We start from the raw sequence: 15,319 nt of genomic DNA, 5'->3' as shown, positions 1-15,319 counted from the left end.
CTTTAATGCATAATAGGGTAATAAGCTATCATCTCCGTGAATATAGTAGTAATAGAACTACATTAGCATATAAGGGAGGTACTAGTAATGGATGTATTAAAAGTTTCAGCAAAATCAAGCCCAAATTCAGTAGCAGGCGCACTTGCAAACGTATTACGAGAACGTGGCACAGCAGAGATGCAGGCTATCGGTGCTGGTGCGATAAACCAGGCCGTAAAAGCTGTAGCAATCGCCCGAGGTTTTGTCGCACCCAGTGGAGTGGATTTAATATGTGTTCCAGCATTCACAGATATCATGATTGATAATGAAGAACGAACAGCGATTAAGCTAATAGTAGAACCGCGATAGAAGTGTGTGTGGATTATTATATCGAAGTGCTATACATTTTAATGTGTAGTGCTATTTTTTTGTCAAAAATGGCACATTTACACGTGAGTGATGATTTTTACTTGCTCTAACTGGCTCATCTATTGTTTTATTAGTATATAGGCTTTATACTGTAATAATGAAAATCTATGCACCTCTGTTTATGTTTAAATAGAGAAAGGAGCTACACACATGAACGAACAACAGCGTAAAGAAATGTCCCAAATTAAGCAAAGAGATGCCGCGGACAGAAAATCCGGCCAGGACAAACCTTTGCAAGAGAAGACGAGTTCAGACTTCGCAAAATACTTTGAAACTACGTATGAACCTCCAAATCTTAATAAAGCTCGTAAACGTGGACGGGACAAAGTAAATGTTCATTATGATTTTGGAATTCCTGAAGATATTGAAAATATTGGAGTAGGAAAAAAGTTCTTAATCCGTACATATGGTTGTCAAATGAATGAACATGATACAGAGGTAATGGCGGGTATTTTAACAGAGTTAGGATATGAATCAACTAACAATACCGAAGATGCTGATATTATTCTACTAAACACTTGTGCTATTCGTGAAAATGCTGAAAATAAAGTGTTTGGAGAGATTGGACATTTAAAACCATTAAAACTAGAAAAGCCAGACTTAATTTTAGGTGTATGTGGCTGTATGTCCCAGGAGGAATCGGTAGTTAACCGTATCTTGAAAAAGCATCCGCAAGTGGACCTCATTTTTGGTACGCATAATATTCACCGTTTACCACAATTAATAAAAGAATCATTCTTTGGTAAGGCAAAGGTCGTTGAAGTGTGGTCCAAAGAAGGGGATATAATTGAAAACCTTCCTAAAGTTCGTAAAGGTAAAATAAAAGCTTGGGTAAACATTATGTATGGTTGCGATAAGTTTTGCACGTACTGTATTGTACCAATGACTAGAGGTAAGGAACGAAGCCGTAGACCAGAAGATATTATTCAAGAAGTACGTCATTTAGCTGCACAGGGCTATCAAGAAATTACCTTATTAGGTCAAAATGTTAATGCCTATGGAAAAGACTTTGAAGATATTGCGTACGGTTTTGGGGAGTTAATGGATGATATCCACAAGGTTGATATTCCTAGAGTAAGATTTACTACCTCACACCCGAGAGATTTTGATGATCATCTAATTGAAGTATTAGCTCAAGGTGGTAACTTATTGGATCATATACATTTACCTGTGCAATCAGGCAGTAGTGATGTATTAAAATTGATGAACCGCAAATATACGAGAGAGCAATACTTAGAATTAGTTGCAAAAATTCGTAAAGCAATACCAAATGCTACGTTAACCACTGATATTATTGTTGGTTTTCCAAATGAGACAGACGAACAATTTGAAGAAACGATGACACTAATGGCGGAAGTAGGATTTGAGGCCGCTTATACGTACATTTATTCACCACGAGATGGCACACCAGCTGCGAAAAAGACGGATAATGTGCCAATGGATGTGAAAAAACAACGCCTATATCGTTTAAACGACTTGGTTAACAAGCAATCTAAAGAATCCATGAAACGATTAGAAAATAAAGTGGTAAAAGTGCTAGTTGAGGGTGAAAGCAAAAAAGATCCAGATGTTTTGGCTGGCTACACAGAAAAGAATAAACTTGTAAACTTTAAAGGACCAGAATCTTCTATTGGAAGAATTGTGGAAGTTCACGTAACGGAAGCAAAAACGTGGTCATTAAATGGTATCATGGTAGAAAATACAGTTGAGGTGAACTAACATGGCTGAATATACACGTAAGCAAGTATTGGATGAAGCAAGAAACCTAGCCCAAATGCTCGCTAATACAGAAGAAATAGATCGTTTTAAAGAAGTTGAAGCAAAAATTAACGAAAATAAAAAGGTACAGAAACTTATCACTAAAATTAAAGCATTACAAAAACAGGCGGTTAATTTCCAGGCATATGAAAAAAGGGAAGCATTAAAGAGAGTAGAAGAAGAAATAGATCGCCTGCAAGCAGAAATAGATGATATTCCGGTTGTTCAAGAATTCAAGGAAACACAAATTGTTGTAAATGATGTTTTGCAACTTGTATCTGGTACGATTGCTCGCGAGGTAACAAACGATGTAATCCGTTCAACAGGTGGCGATTTATTATCAGGAGAAACTGGTTCTAAATCTAAAAACGGCTCAGCATGTAGTCACTAATTTAATTGTCCAGGTAGGAAATGTAATATTTCTTACCTGTTTTTTTTGCCTCATGAACCCAGTCTAGGCAACCTTTCTTAGGGAATAAAAGTTACCCTCTTTCTTTTTCATTGTTTTGTTATGCACTTTAGGTATTTGTCTTGCATAAAATGACTATGAAAAATGAGGAGGTAAACGGAATTATGACATATCTTGATCAAGAATATAGAGAAATTATTACCAAAGCCGTTTGTGGCAAGGGGCGGAGGTTTGTTGAAGCAACACATTCAGTTTCAGCATCCCATAAACCATCTAGCATTTTAGGGTGCTGGGTAATTAATCATTTGTATCATGCAAAGAAGAAATCAAAAGACACTGTTGAGGTAAATGGAAGCTATGATATTAATATTTGGTATTCCTATAATGATAATACCAAGACAGAAGTGGTTACAGAAAGAATTACGTATTGTGACAATATTAAGCTTTCAGTAAAAGATGACCATTGTATTAATGATGATTATGACGTAGTAGCCAAGGTGCTTCAACAACCAAATTGCTTGGAATGCAAAATAACAAACCAAGGTAATAAAATTGTAGTCGAAATAGAAAGAGAATTTTTGGTGCAAATCATAGGTGACACTAAAATTTCTGTAAAAGTAAACCCTGATGGATTTCATCATCAAGACGATGACGATGATTGGGATTTTGATGTTAGTAATGATGAGCTTGATGAGATCAATCCAGATTTTCTTGATGAAAAAGAAAAAGATTAATACTATTACGAGAGAAATTTCTCTCGTAATTTTTTTTTTGAAAGGCTGTTTTCGTATAGTTTGTTGCTCAATACCACCGAAGTTGATGTAAACTGCGACATAACCTGCCGCTCAGAAATACATTACGATGTAACTGCTGGTTGTTTTCCGCTACGGACCGTTGCGCACCTTAGGGCACGGCTTCAGCCTCCTCGGAAGAAAACCACTTCCTGCGGGGTCTTCAGACTCGTGCTGTTCTAAGCAGGAGTCAACGGTCCTCCGCTCCAAACAACTGCCATAATAGTGGATATTTATGCTTTAATCAATAAAGTGATTACTATTTTTTCATTATTCGACACTACATCAGCGAAGGAAAAACACGGAGACTCCTGCGGGAAAGCGAAGACGATGAGACCCCGCAGAGAGCGGTCTTTGCGATTGAGGAGGCTCATCGCGAGCCCGCGGAAAGCGTAGTGTTTTTCCGTAGCGGTTACAGAGCACCGAAAATGATTTTAATTATGTCACATTATATATTTTTTGTGTCAAAACAACAATCTTTTAGAAAATAGTATTTTGGAAAAATCAAAGCTCATTTTACGGTATCGCTTATACGTCCGCTTCTAAACAGTCGCCTCTGCTTTTCTTGATCCAGCTACGGCTTCTAGCGACGTACAAATAGTTAGTCCTGATGAATGTACGTAAAGTTCGACGTACTTTCACAGTTCTATCTATTTGTACGTCGCTAAACAGTCGCCTCTGCTTTTCTATTTATGCTATAATTGCTTGAGAATATTTTGTTGTTTTTGGAGGAATAGGCATGTCGAAATATACACCGATGATGGAACAATACTTAGGAATAAAAGCTGACTATAAGGATGCTTTTTTATTTTTTCGCCTTGGCGATTTTTATGAAATGTTTTTTGATGATGCAGTTGTTGCAGCCAGAGAACTTGAAATAACGTTAACGAAACGTGATGCAGCAAACGATGATCCAATTCCAATGTGCGGAGTACCATACCACGCTGCGGCAAATTACATAAAAAATTTAATTGAAAAAGGCTATAAAGTTGCCATTTGTGAGCAAGTAGAAGACCCTAAACAAGCAAAAGGTGTGGTTAGACGAGAAGTTGTTCAATTAATCACTCCAGGGACCGTAATGGAATCTAATATGTTAAGCGAAAAAGAAAATAACTATATTGCCAGCCTTTCCTATTTTAAAGATGGATCTTATGTAATTGTTTATAATGATCTATCGACAGGTGAAAACAGAATTGCACTTGTTTCAAATGGATGGGACGCAGTAATTCATGAACTTTATAATCAACCAATCAAAGAAATTGTCATTTCGTCCAAAATGCCACCAGATCTTCAGCAACAACTCAGGGATAAATTGAACGTTACATTATCCTATCAGGACGAAATATCCTTTAATGGTGAATACAGAAGTTTAGTTGATGATATAAATGATGAACGTTTAGTTAAAGCATTCAGTCGGTTGTTAAATTATGTGCAACATACACAAAAACGTTCACTTGATCATTTACAACCGGCCAAAATCATTGAGCTAAAACAATTTTTAAAGCTTGATATGTACTCGAAGCGAAATTTAGAATTAACGGAAACAATAATAAAAAAGGGTAAACATGGTAGTTTACTATGGGTTTTAGATCAAACAGTCACTTCAATGGGCTCAAGGCTGTTGAAAAAGTGGATTGAACGTCCATTGTTAAACAAAAAACAAATAGAAGAACGGCTAGATGTTGTCGATGCATTTTATAATGGCTTTATGGAACGTGACGCACTAAGAGAAGGTTTAAAATCGGTATATGACCTTGAGCGTTTGGCAGGACGCATTGCATTTGGAAATGTAAACGGTAGGGATTTGATTCAATTAAAACAATCCTTAGCAAAAATTCCAGATTTACTATCAATTCTAAATCAATTTGGTTCCAAACAGATTGATAAGGTCGTAAAAGAAATACATTCTCCAAATCAGTTAGTAGAGCTTTTGGCAAATAGTTTAGTTGAGAATCCTCCAATTTCTATCAAAGATGGGTCATTAATCAAGGATGGATATAATGAAACCTTGGACAAGTATCGTGATGCCTCTAGAAATGGGAAACAGTGGATTAAAGAATTGGAACTGCAAGAAAAACAGGAAACGAAAATTAAATCATTGAAAATCGGCTATAATCGAGTATTCGGTTATTATATAGAGGTCACTAAGGCAAATCTTCATCTCCTACCAGAGGGGAGATATGAACGGAAACAAACGTTAACAAATGCAGAAAGATATGTAACACCAGAGTTAAAAGAGAAAGAACAGCTTATTTTGGAAGCAGAAGAAAAAAGCGTTGAATTAGAATATGAACTATTTCTTACTATTCGTGATCAATTAAAAGCGTATATTCCTGATCTGCAAAGGCTTGCCGAAGTAGTTAGTAAAATAGATGTGTTACAGTCATTTGCTACCGTCAGTGAAAGCAATAACTATAAGCGTCCTAGTTTTGTAAAAGATAATCTTTCCATCAAAAATGGACGACATCCAGTAGTCGAACAAGTTATGAAAAATGGTGAATTTGTACCTAATGATATTTTTATGGATAAAGATTCTGATGTCCTATTAATTACAGGGCCAAATATGTCCGGGAAGAGCACCTATATGCGTCAACTAGCGCTAACCGTGCTCATGGGGCAAATCGGATGCTTTGTGCCGTGTGAGGATGCTGCGTTAACTATTTTCGATCAAATCTTCACGCGAATCGGGGCAGCTGATGATTTAGTATCTGGGCAAAGCACCTTTATGGTGGAAATGCTTGAAGCAAATCATGCAATCTCAAATGCTACTAAAAATAGTTTGATTCTTTTAGATGAAATCGGACGTGGAACAAGTACGTATGATGGAATGGCGTTAGCACAGGCCATCGTCGAGTACATTCACAATCATATTCATGCTAAGACGCTTTTTTCTACCCATTACCATGAATTAACCACACTTGACCAGTCACTAGCTAGGTTGAAAAATATTCATGTTCGGGCAGAAGAGTATGAAGGTAATGTTGTTTTTTTACATCAAATAAAAGAAGGTGCAGCAGATGAGAGCTATGGAATTCACGTTGCAAAACTTGCTGAGCTTCCAGAAAAATTAATCAATCGAGCATCATCGATTTTACATGATTTTGAAACGAAGGATGAGAAAAAAAATGAAGTACATGAGGATAGCGCAAACCAATTATCCTTTTTTGCCGAGGAAGTACCATCAACTCGAACGAAAACAGTAGATAGAACACACGAGTCAATTATTGTAGAGCTAAAGAAAATAAACTTGTTTGACATGACACCGCTCGATGCTATGAATGAGTTGAGCCGTTTGCAAAAGAAGCTTAGAAAGTAGGAGTAGAAAGGATTGTTTTGATGAAAATATTCCAAATGTCTGATGCGCTTGCAAATAAAATAGCAGCTGGGGAAGTTGTAGAACGGCCAGCATCAGTCGTAAAGGAACTGGTGGAAAATAGTATAGACGCCAATAGTACATGGGTTAAAATTGAAGTTGAAGAGGCAGGGCTACAGAAGATTAAGGTTACCGATAATGGGGTTGGAATGTCTGAAACAGATTGTGGTAAATCGTTCTTACCTCATGCTACTAGTAAAATAAAAAATGAAACAGATTTATTTCATGTTAAAACACTAGGTTTTCGCGGAGAGGCATTGGCCAGTATTGCAGCTGTAAGTAGGTTGAAAATAAAGACGTCTGAAGGTGATCAATCAGGTACTTGTATCGAACTTGAGGGCGGAAAAATAATCAATCAGTCTAAAAGTGATGCTCGCATGGGAACGGAAATTCTTGTGGAAGATTTATTTTTCAATACACCCGCACGATTAAAATATATGAAAACCATTCATACAGAACTTGGCCATATTACGGACTTAATGAATCGTTTAGCTTTATCTCATCCAAATGTACGGTTTGAACTGACACATAATGGGAGACAATTATTTAAGACGGCTGGTACCGATGATTTGCTTCAGGTTATCTCCCAAGTTTATGGTATGAACGTTGCAAAGAAAATGGTGCCTGTAGAAGAGAAAACATTAGATTTTCACATTAATGGATATATTGCAAAACCTGAGATAACGAGGTCCTCGCGAAATTATATTTCTACCATTATCAATGGAAGATTTATTAAGAGCATCCCTTTATCCCAAGCTATCACTAGAGGCTATCATACGCTACTCCCAATCGGTCGAATGCCTATTGTTGTTCTGTCGATAACAATGGATCCAATTTTAGTAGATGTAAACGTACACCCTACAAAACTTGAGGTTAGATTCAGTAAAGAAAAAGAGTTATTTCAACTGATTGAAAAAATGATTCGACAAACATTTCGACAAACTTCATTAATTCCTGAAATGGAACAAGCTGAACCAAAAAAACAACAATCCTTTCAGCCTTCAATAGCTTTCGATGAACCAAAACAAGTGAGGCCTGAATTTAATTCCCAACCAATAGGAAATCAAGAGCAACGGTATGAACCAGAACAAAAAACTAATGAACGAACTGGATTTCAGATTAACGAAAGTGAATTTATTCCGTCTGATAAAGAAGTAATAGATACAACTAACCAGCCAACACGTAAACAAGAACGGGTACCAATCATGTATCCAATCGGACAATTACATGGTACCTATTTATTAGCGCAAAATGAGAACGGGTTATATATGATTGATCAACATGCAGCTCAAGAACGAGTAAAATATGAATTTTTCAGAGATAAACTAGGACAATCAGGAAATACGCTTCAAGAATTATTGTTACCAATGACATTTGAATTCTCTAAGCAAGAATCGATTTTTATTGATCAATATGAAGAAGAATTTAAAAAAGTTGGCTTGTTCTTTGAGGAGTTTGGTAATCAAACCTATATCATTCGATCGCATCCTACATGGTTCCCGGCAGGCTACGAGGAAGAAGTTATCCGTGAAATGATTGATCAGATAATGCATGATGCAAAGGTGACGATTGAAACAATTCGGGAGGAAGCAGCTATTATGATGTCCTGTAAGGGTTCAATTAAAGCTAATCATTACTTAAATGAAAAAGACATGTTCCACTTACTCGAAGATTTACGCAAGACGACAGATCCCTTTACCTGTCCCCATGGACGCCCGATTATCGTACATTTTTCTTCCTATGAATTAGAAAAAATGTTTAAAAGGGTTATGTAACTAGGAGGAAATGATGAAACAGAAAGTTATTGCTATTGTAGGCCCTACAGCTGTAGGAAAAACAAAACTAAGTGTCGAACTTGCAAAACAATTTAATGGTGAAATCATTAGTGGAGATTCTATGCAAGTATATAGGGGTATGGATATAGGAACTGCCAAAGTTAGGGAAGACGAGAAACAGAGTATTCCACATTATATGATTGATATAAAAGAGCCAGATGAAGATTTCTCGGTAGCGGATTTTCAAGGCAAAGTTCAGGATTATATTAATGATATTACAGCTAAAAAACGATTGCCAATCCTAGTTGGAGGTAGTGGTCTTTATATTCAATCAGCATTGTACAATTATAACTTTACAGGTGATGCAAGAGATCCGTTACGAACAGCCCAATTAGAAAGTGAACTGGAGAAATTGGGCGTTAATCATCTACATGACCGTTTAAAAAGGCTTGATCCAGAACAAGCATTGAAAATACATCCTAACAACCATCGCCGCCTCATTCGGGCTCTTGAAATAATCGAGACAACAGGAAAAACAATGACCGAATATCAGAAAGAACAAAAAGAATCACCTTATGATCCCATTTTTATCGGGTTGGAAATGGAACGTCTGATGTTATACAATCGGATTAATAATAGAATTGATAAAATGATTCAGGATGGATTACTTTATGAGGTCCATCAGTTGTATTCCAAAGGACTTGAAAATCATCAATCTATGCGAGGTATTGGTTATAAGGAATTCATCCCTTATTTTAAAGGAGATTATTCTCTTGAAGAAGCAATTGAGATATTAAAACGCAACTCAAGAAGATTTGCCAAACGGCAGTATACATGGTTTAAAAATAGGATGGATGTAAACTGGTATTCTGTAACAACTGATACAATTGATGAAAAATTTCGAACTATTTTAACGGATATAGCAGGAATGTTGAAAGAAAAGTAGAACTAAATATATATAGATAGAAAAGGAGGAAACACCGATGGCACAATCAGTAAACATACAGGAACAATATTTAAATCAATTAAGGAAAGATCACATTTCAGTTACCGTATTCTTGGTAAATGGCTTTCAATTAAGAGGGGTCGTTAAGGCTTTCGATAATTTCACTGTCTTATTAGAGGCGGATGGTAAACAACAACTTATTTTTAAGCATGCAATTTCAACCTTTGCACCTGTTAAAAATATAACACTAGAGAAAGAATGAAAACAAAACCAGAAACTCAAGTAGTAGTTGAGTTTTTGGTTTTTTAATTGGGCGTTTGTCACAACTTTTTCATTTCGTGCGTATACTAAATTGACTAAGGGGTGATGATTTGGAATCGCAAATGATGCAAAATAAAAATGGGCAAATTAATATTGTTTTATATGATAAGGATGGCGTTAAAGTAGAGTCAGATCAACGTCAATCGTATAACGAAAGTAGTCCATTTTATCGTATTGACCAAGAGTTCTCATCATTCGTAGGAATGGACTATTTAAAACAATCTATCAAAGAAATATATGCAATGATTACGATTAATGAAAAACGTAAGCAAGTTGGTCTGAATTCATCCAATCAAGTGTTGCATATGTTGTTTAAAGGTAATCCTGGTACTGGAAAAACAACAATTGCACGGAAATTAGCTTCTGCTTATTATGATATGAATATACTTTCAAAAGGACATTTTATTGAAGCGGAACGAGCAGATTTAGTTGGTGAATATATCGGTCAAACCGCACAAAAAACCCGTGCCATCATACAAAAAGCTGCTGGGGGTATATTATTTATTGATGAAGCATATTCCCTTGCCCGTGGAGGGGAAAAAGATTTTGGTAAAGAAGCAATTGACACATTGGTAAAACACATGGAAGATGATCATGATGATTTTGTGTTAATTTTGGCGGGATATCCGTATGAAATGGAACGATTTTTATTGCTGAATCCGGGCTTAAAGTCCAGATTTCCTTTCATTCTTGATTTTGAAGACTATGCAGTGGACCAATTAGTGCAAATAGCAAAGAAAATGTTACGTGAGCGAGAATACCAATTAACAAATGAGGCAGAGTGGAAACTTAGAGAACAAATTATTTTGGAAAAAAATCATTCGCCTAGCAATTTTTCAAATGCACGTTTCGTCCGAAATGTTATTGAACATTCAATTCGCAAGCAAGCAATGCGTATATTAAATCTGAATAATATTTCCACTGATACATTGATAACCCTTACAAAGCAAGATTTGGTCTTTGATAAAACGCCAAGCCACTAGGTAAGCTAAGTTAAACCTTATCATACAAATTGTGATAAGGTTTTCATTTTGCTATGATAAGTTAGAGATAAAAGAAAGAGGTTTGATAATATGCAGGAACAAATATTAATTATGGCGGTTAAACATCCCACACAAACAGATGAGCATTTTGAATCTTCCTTACAAGAATTATCTTCATTATGCAATACTGCAGGTGGTACGGTAAAAAAGATTGTTACCCAAAAAAGAAATCGAATTCATCCTGCAACATATATTGGTGAAGGTAAAATAGATGAGATAAGTAACTTTGTCGAGGAATTAGAAATTGACATTGTTATTTCAAATGATGAGTTATCTGCCGGACAATCTCGAAATTTATCCGAACGATTTGGTGTACGTTTAATCGATCGGAGCCAGCTTATACTTGATATTTTTGCAATGCGCGCAAAAACGAAAGAAGGTAAACTACAGGTAGAGCTTGCACAACTGGAATATTTATTACCTAGACTTCATGGTCAGGGAACAGCGTTATCACGCTTAGGTGCAGGAATTGGAACAAGAGGTCCAGGGGAAACCAAGTTAGAAACAGATCAGCGGCATATTAGACGGAGAATATACGATATACAACGTCGCTTCAAAGTCGTAGTAAGTCAACGCGAGCAATACCGGAAACGCAGAAAAACAAATCAAGCTTTTCAAATTGCGATTGTGGGATACACAAACGCTGGAAAATCAACGTTATTTAATCGGATTACAAAAGAACAATCACTTGAAGAAGATCAATTGTTTGCAACGCTCGATCCATTAACAAGACATTTTCAACTCCCGTCTGGGTTCCAGGCATTGGTGACAGATACGGTTGGGTTCCTGCAAGATCTTCCTACCTCACTGATTGCAGCATTCAGGTCAACATTGGAAGAGGTTACGGAAGCAGATTTTATCTTACATGTAGTAGATGGTTCTGATCCGGACAAAGATCAACAACAAGAAACTGTCCACAAGCTACTCCAGGATTTAGATGCTACATCTATACCAACGCTAACGGTATATAATAAGAAAGATAAAATAAGCGAAGAGTTTATCCCTAACAATCATCCATATATTGTGATAAGTGCATTTAATAAAGAAGACATCACCAAATTGTTTGTCAAAATTGAATCACTATTAGAAGCAGAATGGGATTGGTATTCAACAGCGCTTGATCCTGATGAAGGAAAGATGATTAACAGGTTAGAGCATGAAACCATCGTAAAGGGAAGAGAATTTGACGCAGAACTGGACCAATATAAAATAAATGGTTTTATCAAGCAAAACCATCCAATCCAAAACATACTAAAGGAGCAATAAGTGATTCATGATAGAAAAAATAGCAAAAGAGGCCGAATTAGACTGTAAAGAACAGCATGAAAAAGTAGCATCAATTGTAGAACATAATCAAAAACGTGTACTCGATGCATTTAAACGTAATCGTGTAAGTGATAGTCATTTTAATTCAACAACTGGTTATGGATATGATGATTATGGAAGAGAAGTGATTGAAATGGTTTATGCAGACATATTCGGTGGGGAAGACGCACTTGTTCGTCCGCAACTAGTTTCAGGTACACATGCCATATCAACAACGTTGTTTGGGTTATTACGTCCATCTGATGAGCTTATGTATATTACGGGGAAACCTTATGACACATTGGAAGGTGTTATTGGAACACATGAAAATGACAATGGATCGTTACTAAATTACCAAATTTCCTACAACCAAATTGACTTGTTAGCAAATGGAGAAATTGATTTTAATCACGTAAAACGTTCTATATCAAAACAAACAAAAGTGATTGGTATACAACGTTCTAAGGGTTATGCGGACAGGCCATCCTTTACTATTAAAGAGATTGAAGAGATGGTAAAGTTTGTTAAGAACATTGATAAAACAATCATCGTATTTGTTGATAACTGTTATGGTGAATTTGTTGAGGAACAGGAGCCTCTTCATGTTGGTGCAGATATAATTGCAGGGTCTTTAATTAAAAATCCTGGTGGTGGAATTGTACGGGCTGGTGGGTATATTGTTGGGAAAAAAGATCTTGTAGAGAAATGCGCACATCGATTAACTGCTCCAGGACTTGGTAAAGAAACAGGTGCCACATTAAACATGCTACAAGAAATGTTTCAGGGATTATTTATGGCTCCGCACGTTGTAGGAGAGGCACTGAAGGGTGCTATCTTTACGGCTAGATTACTTGAACTTGCAGGGTTTTCATCAATTCCTCATTATCAGGCCAATCGAACTGATCTTATACAATCTGTAACATTTCAAACAGCAGACCAAATGATTGCCTTCTGCCAAACAATTCAACAGAATTCACCTGTAAATTCGTTTGTCACTCCATATCCTAGTGGGATGCCTGGGTATGATAGTGAGGTAATCATGGCAGCAGGAACATTTATTCAAGGTGCGAGTTTAGAATTAACAGCGGACGGACCAATTCGGCAACCTTATACTGCCTTTGTTCAAGGCGGCCTGACGTATGAACATGTAAAGATTGCATTAAAGGAATCGCTAAAAACTCTGTTAATAAAGGATTAATATTCAGCGGAAAAAAAGAAAAAACGTACCGATAAAGTTTCACGTTATGGAAATAGGGTATAAGACAAGTGGCTCTATAATAGTATTTTTAATGATGTAAGAAAACCTTACATAGTATTGACAAATAACCTTACATATTATAGAATATAAATATCAACAAAGTAGGAGGGTGTCCAATGAATGATCAGGATCGCCGTTCGATGCCCTTATTTGCAATTGGGATAGTTATGAAATTAACAGAGTTAACAGCCAGGCAAATTAGGAATTATGAGGATAATAAGTTGATTCAACCAGCAAGAACAACAGGAAATCAACGGTTATTTTCATTTAATGATGTAGATCGCCTACTAGAAATAAAGAACCTTCTAGATAAAGGTGTAAATCTGGCTGGAGTAAAATTATTGTTGGATTCAAGTAGCAATAATAAAAGTTTTACAGAAGAAAAGCGAACAGAAATTACAGATCGTGAATTACGGCAAATGTTAAAACATGAATTGTATGAAGCTGGACGATTTGGTAAATCAAGTTTACGACAAGGTGAATTATCAAGATTTTTTCATTAAAATTACATGTACCTAACCCAAGGAGGATGAACGATGAGTTCAGAAACGACGAAGAAAAATATTTATAAGATGATTGAGGAAGAAAATGTACGATTCATTCGTTTGCAATTTACGGATATGCTTGGAACAATTAAGAATGTTGAAATCCCATTAAGCCAACTAGAGAAAGCATTAGATAATAAAATGATGTTCGACGGTTCTTCTATCGAAGGATTTGTTCGCATTGAGGAATCTGATATGTACCTATATCCTGATCTGGATACATTTGTTGTCTATCCTTGGACATCTGATAAGGGTAAAGTAGCGAGATTTATTTGTGATATTTATAACCCCGATGGAACACCATTTGAAGGTTGCCCAAGGTATAATTTAAAACGCAATCTGAAAAAGATGGAAAAGTTAGGTTTTACCGCTTTTAACATCGGTACGGAGCCTGAATTCTTTTTATTTAAACTAGACGAAAAAGGTGATCCATCTTTAGAGTTAAATGATAGAGGCGGTTACTTCGACCTTGCACCTACAGATTTAGGTGAAAATTGTCGTCGTGATATCGTACTTGAATTAGAAGAAATGGGATTTGAAATTGAAGCATCACACCATGAGGTTGCTCCAGGGCAACACGAAATAGACTTTAAATATTCTGATGCGGTTAAGCATGCTGACGATATTCAAACATTTAAATTGGTAGTAAAGACTATCGCTAGAAAACACAATTTACATGCAACGTTTATGCCGAAACCATTATTCGGAGTAAATGGATCTGGAATGCACGTAAACATGTCTCTATTTAAAGGCAATGAAAATATGTTCTTTGATGAAAAAGGTGATATGGAACTTAGTGAATTGACAATGCAGTTTACAGCAGGAATCATTAAGCATGCTACAAATTTCACAGCCATTACAAATCCGACAGTAAATTCATATAAACGTCTCGTTCCAGGATATGAGGCACCATGTTATGTGGCGTGGTCAGGTCTTAACCGTAGTCCACTAATACGTATTCCTTCCTCAAGAGGATTAAGTACTCGAATTGAAGCTAGAAGTGTGGACCCTGCTGCAAACCCTTATATGGCCATGTCAGTCCTTCTTGCTTCTGGATTAGATGGTATTGAAAATAAACTAACACCACCTAGTCCAATTGATCGTAATATCTATGCTATGGACAAAGCTGAGCGTATAGAAAATGGAATAAAAGATCTTCCAGCAACATTAATGGATGCACTCGTAGAACTTGAGAAAGATGAAGTCATTAAAGAAGCACTAGGAGATCATTTATATGAACACTTTGTAGAGGCAAAAGAAATTGAATGGGATATGTTTAGAACGACCGTTCACCCTTGGGAGAGAGAACAGTATTTGACTAGCTATTAACGTTGAATTAAAAGGGTTTATATCGTGGTTGGGATTTAAAATGAGTATCGAAATGTAA

The 15,319-nt window shown here is 36.3% G+C and carries 13 protein-coding genes; all 13 read left to right on the top strand.

All coding sequences use genetic code 11. The features are described from left to right. Window positions 1–87: 87 nt before the first annotated feature. Window positions 88–348 (top strand): stage V sporulation protein S, encoded by a 261-nt coding sequence (locus CFK40_RS11910; RefSeq protein WP_089532513.1) that lies wholly within the window; start codon window positions 88–90, stop codon window positions 346–348. Window positions 349–558: 210 nt separating this feature from the next. Continuing rightward, entirely contained in the window at window positions 559–2,127 is a 1,569-nt protein-coding gene (gene miaB / locus CFK40_RS11905) for a tRNA (N6-isopentenyl adenosine(37)-C2)-methylthiotransferase MiaB (protein ID WP_089532512.1), read from the top strand. A 1-nt stretch (window position 2,128) separates the two neighbouring features. Then, window positions 2,129–2,557, top strand: coding sequence for a YlbF/YmcA family competence regulator (locus CFK40_RS11900; protein WP_089532511.1), 429 nt, complete (start codon window positions 2,129–2,131; stop codon window positions 2,555–2,557). A gap of 182 nt (window positions 2,558–2,739) precedes the next feature. Next, window positions 2,740–3,309 (top strand): outer spore coat protein CotE, encoded by a 570-nt coding sequence (locus CFK40_RS11895; RefSeq protein ID WP_089532510.1) that lies wholly within the window; start codon window positions 2,740–2,742, stop codon window positions 3,307–3,309. A gap of 796 nt (window positions 3,310–4,105) precedes the next feature. Further along, window positions 4,106–6,682: a DNA mismatch repair protein MutS gene (gene mutS, locus CFK40_RS11890; protein WP_089532509.1), complete on the top strand. Its 2,577-nt coding sequence runs from the start codon at window positions 4,106–4,108 to the stop codon at window positions 6,680–6,682. A gap of 20 nt (window positions 6,683–6,702) precedes the next feature. Then, on the top strand, window positions 6,703–8,514 hold the full coding sequence (gene mutL / locus CFK40_RS11885; RefSeq protein ID WP_089532508.1) for a DNA mismatch repair endonuclease MutL: 1,812 nt from the start codon (window positions 6,703–6,705) through the stop codon (window positions 8,512–8,514). Window positions 8,515–8,527: 13 nt separating this feature from the next. After that, window positions 8,528–9,460, top strand: coding sequence for a tRNA (adenosine(37)-N6)-dimethylallyltransferase MiaA (gene miaA, locus CFK40_RS11880; protein ID WP_089532507.1), 933 nt, complete (start codon window positions 8,528–8,530; stop codon window positions 9,458–9,460). 37 nt (window positions 9,461–9,497) lie between these two features. Next, a complete protein-coding gene (hfq, locus tag CFK40_RS11875) occupies window positions 9,498–9,722 on the top strand; it encodes an RNA chaperone Hfq (RefSeq protein ID WP_089532506.1) in 225 nt (74 codons plus the stop codon). A gap of 121 nt (window positions 9,723–9,843) precedes the next feature. Next, the gene (spoVK, locus tag CFK40_RS11870) at window positions 9,844–10,764 is read left to right on the top strand and encodes a stage V sporulation protein K (RefSeq protein WP_089534372.1); all 921 of its coding nucleotides are present in this window, start codon (window positions 9,844–9,846) and stop codon (window positions 10,762–10,764) included. Window positions 10,765–10,854: 90 nt separating this feature from the next. Further along, a complete protein-coding gene (gene hflX / locus CFK40_RS11865) occupies window positions 10,855–12,090 on the top strand; it encodes a GTPase HflX (RefSeq protein WP_089532505.1) in 1,236 nt (411 codons plus the stop codon). A gap of 7 nt (window positions 12,091–12,097) precedes the next feature. Next, window positions 12,098–13,327 (top strand): methionine gamma-lyase family protein, encoded by a 1,230-nt coding sequence (locus tag CFK40_RS11860; protein WP_089532504.1) that lies wholly within the window; start codon window positions 12,098–12,100, stop codon window positions 13,325–13,327. A 176-nt stretch (window positions 13,328–13,503) separates the two neighbouring features. Then, entirely contained in the window at window positions 13,504–13,890 is a 387-nt protein-coding gene (locus CFK40_RS11855) for a MerR family transcriptional regulator (protein WP_089532503.1), read from the top strand. 33 nt (window positions 13,891–13,923) lie between these two features. Next, window positions 13,924–15,261, top strand: coding sequence for a type I glutamate--ammonia ligase (gene glnA / locus CFK40_RS11850; protein WP_089532502.1), 1,338 nt, complete (start codon window positions 13,924–13,926; stop codon window positions 15,259–15,261). Window positions 15,262–15,319 lie beyond the last annotated feature (58 nt).

It is taken from the genome of Virgibacillus necropolis (assembly GCF_002224365.1).
Lineage (GTDB): Bacteria > Bacillota > Bacilli > Bacillales > Amphibacillaceae > Virgibacillus_F > Virgibacillus_F necropolis.
Note: the sequence above shows the minus strand (reverse complement) of the source record. Positions and strands in the feature narration are given on the sequence as shown.

Excerpts from the sequence above, each read along its gene's own strand:
- CFK40_RS11910 (WP_089532513.1), top strand. The coding sequence starts at position 88 with ATGGATGTATTAAAAGTTTCAGCAAAATCAAGCCCAAATTCAGTAGCA.
- miaB (WP_089532512.1), top strand. The coding sequence starts at position 559 with ATGAACGAACAACAGCGTAAAGAAATGTCCCAAATTAAGCAAAGAGAT.
- CFK40_RS11900 (WP_089532511.1), top strand. The coding sequence starts at position 2,129 with ATGGCTGAATATACACGTAAGCAAGTATTGGATGAAGCAAGAAACCTA.
- CFK40_RS11895 (WP_089532510.1), top strand. The coding sequence starts at position 2,740 with ATGACATATCTTGATCAAGAATATAGAGAAATTATTACCAAAGCCGTT.
- mutS (WP_089532509.1), top strand. The coding sequence starts at position 4,106 with ATGTCGAAATATACACCGATGATGGAACAATACTTAGGAATAAAAGCT.
- mutL (WP_089532508.1), top strand. The coding sequence starts at position 6,703 with ATGAAAATATTCCAAATGTCTGATGCGCTTGCAAATAAAATAGCAGCT.
- miaA (WP_089532507.1), top strand. The coding sequence starts at position 8,528 with ATGAAACAGAAAGTTATTGCTATTGTAGGCCCTACAGCTGTAGGAAAA.
- hfq (WP_089532506.1), top strand. The coding sequence starts at position 9,498 with ATGGCACAATCAGTAAACATACAGGAACAATATTTAAATCAATTAAGG.
- spoVK (WP_089534372.1), top strand. The coding sequence starts at position 9,844 with ATGATGCAAAATAAAAATGGGCAAATTAATATTGTTTTATATGATAAG.
- hflX (WP_089532505.1), top strand. The coding sequence starts at position 10,855 with ATGCAGGAACAAATATTAATTATGGCGGTTAAACATCCCACACAAACA.
- CFK40_RS11860 (WP_089532504.1), top strand. The coding sequence starts at position 12,098 with ATGATAGAAAAAATAGCAAAAGAGGCCGAATTAGACTGTAAAGAACAG.
- CFK40_RS11855 (WP_089532503.1), top strand. The coding sequence starts at position 13,504 with ATGAATGATCAGGATCGCCGTTCGATGCCCTTATTTGCAATTGGGATA.
- glnA (WP_089532502.1), top strand. The coding sequence starts at position 13,924 with ATGAGTTCAGAAACGACGAAGAAAAATATTTATAAGATGATTGAGGAA.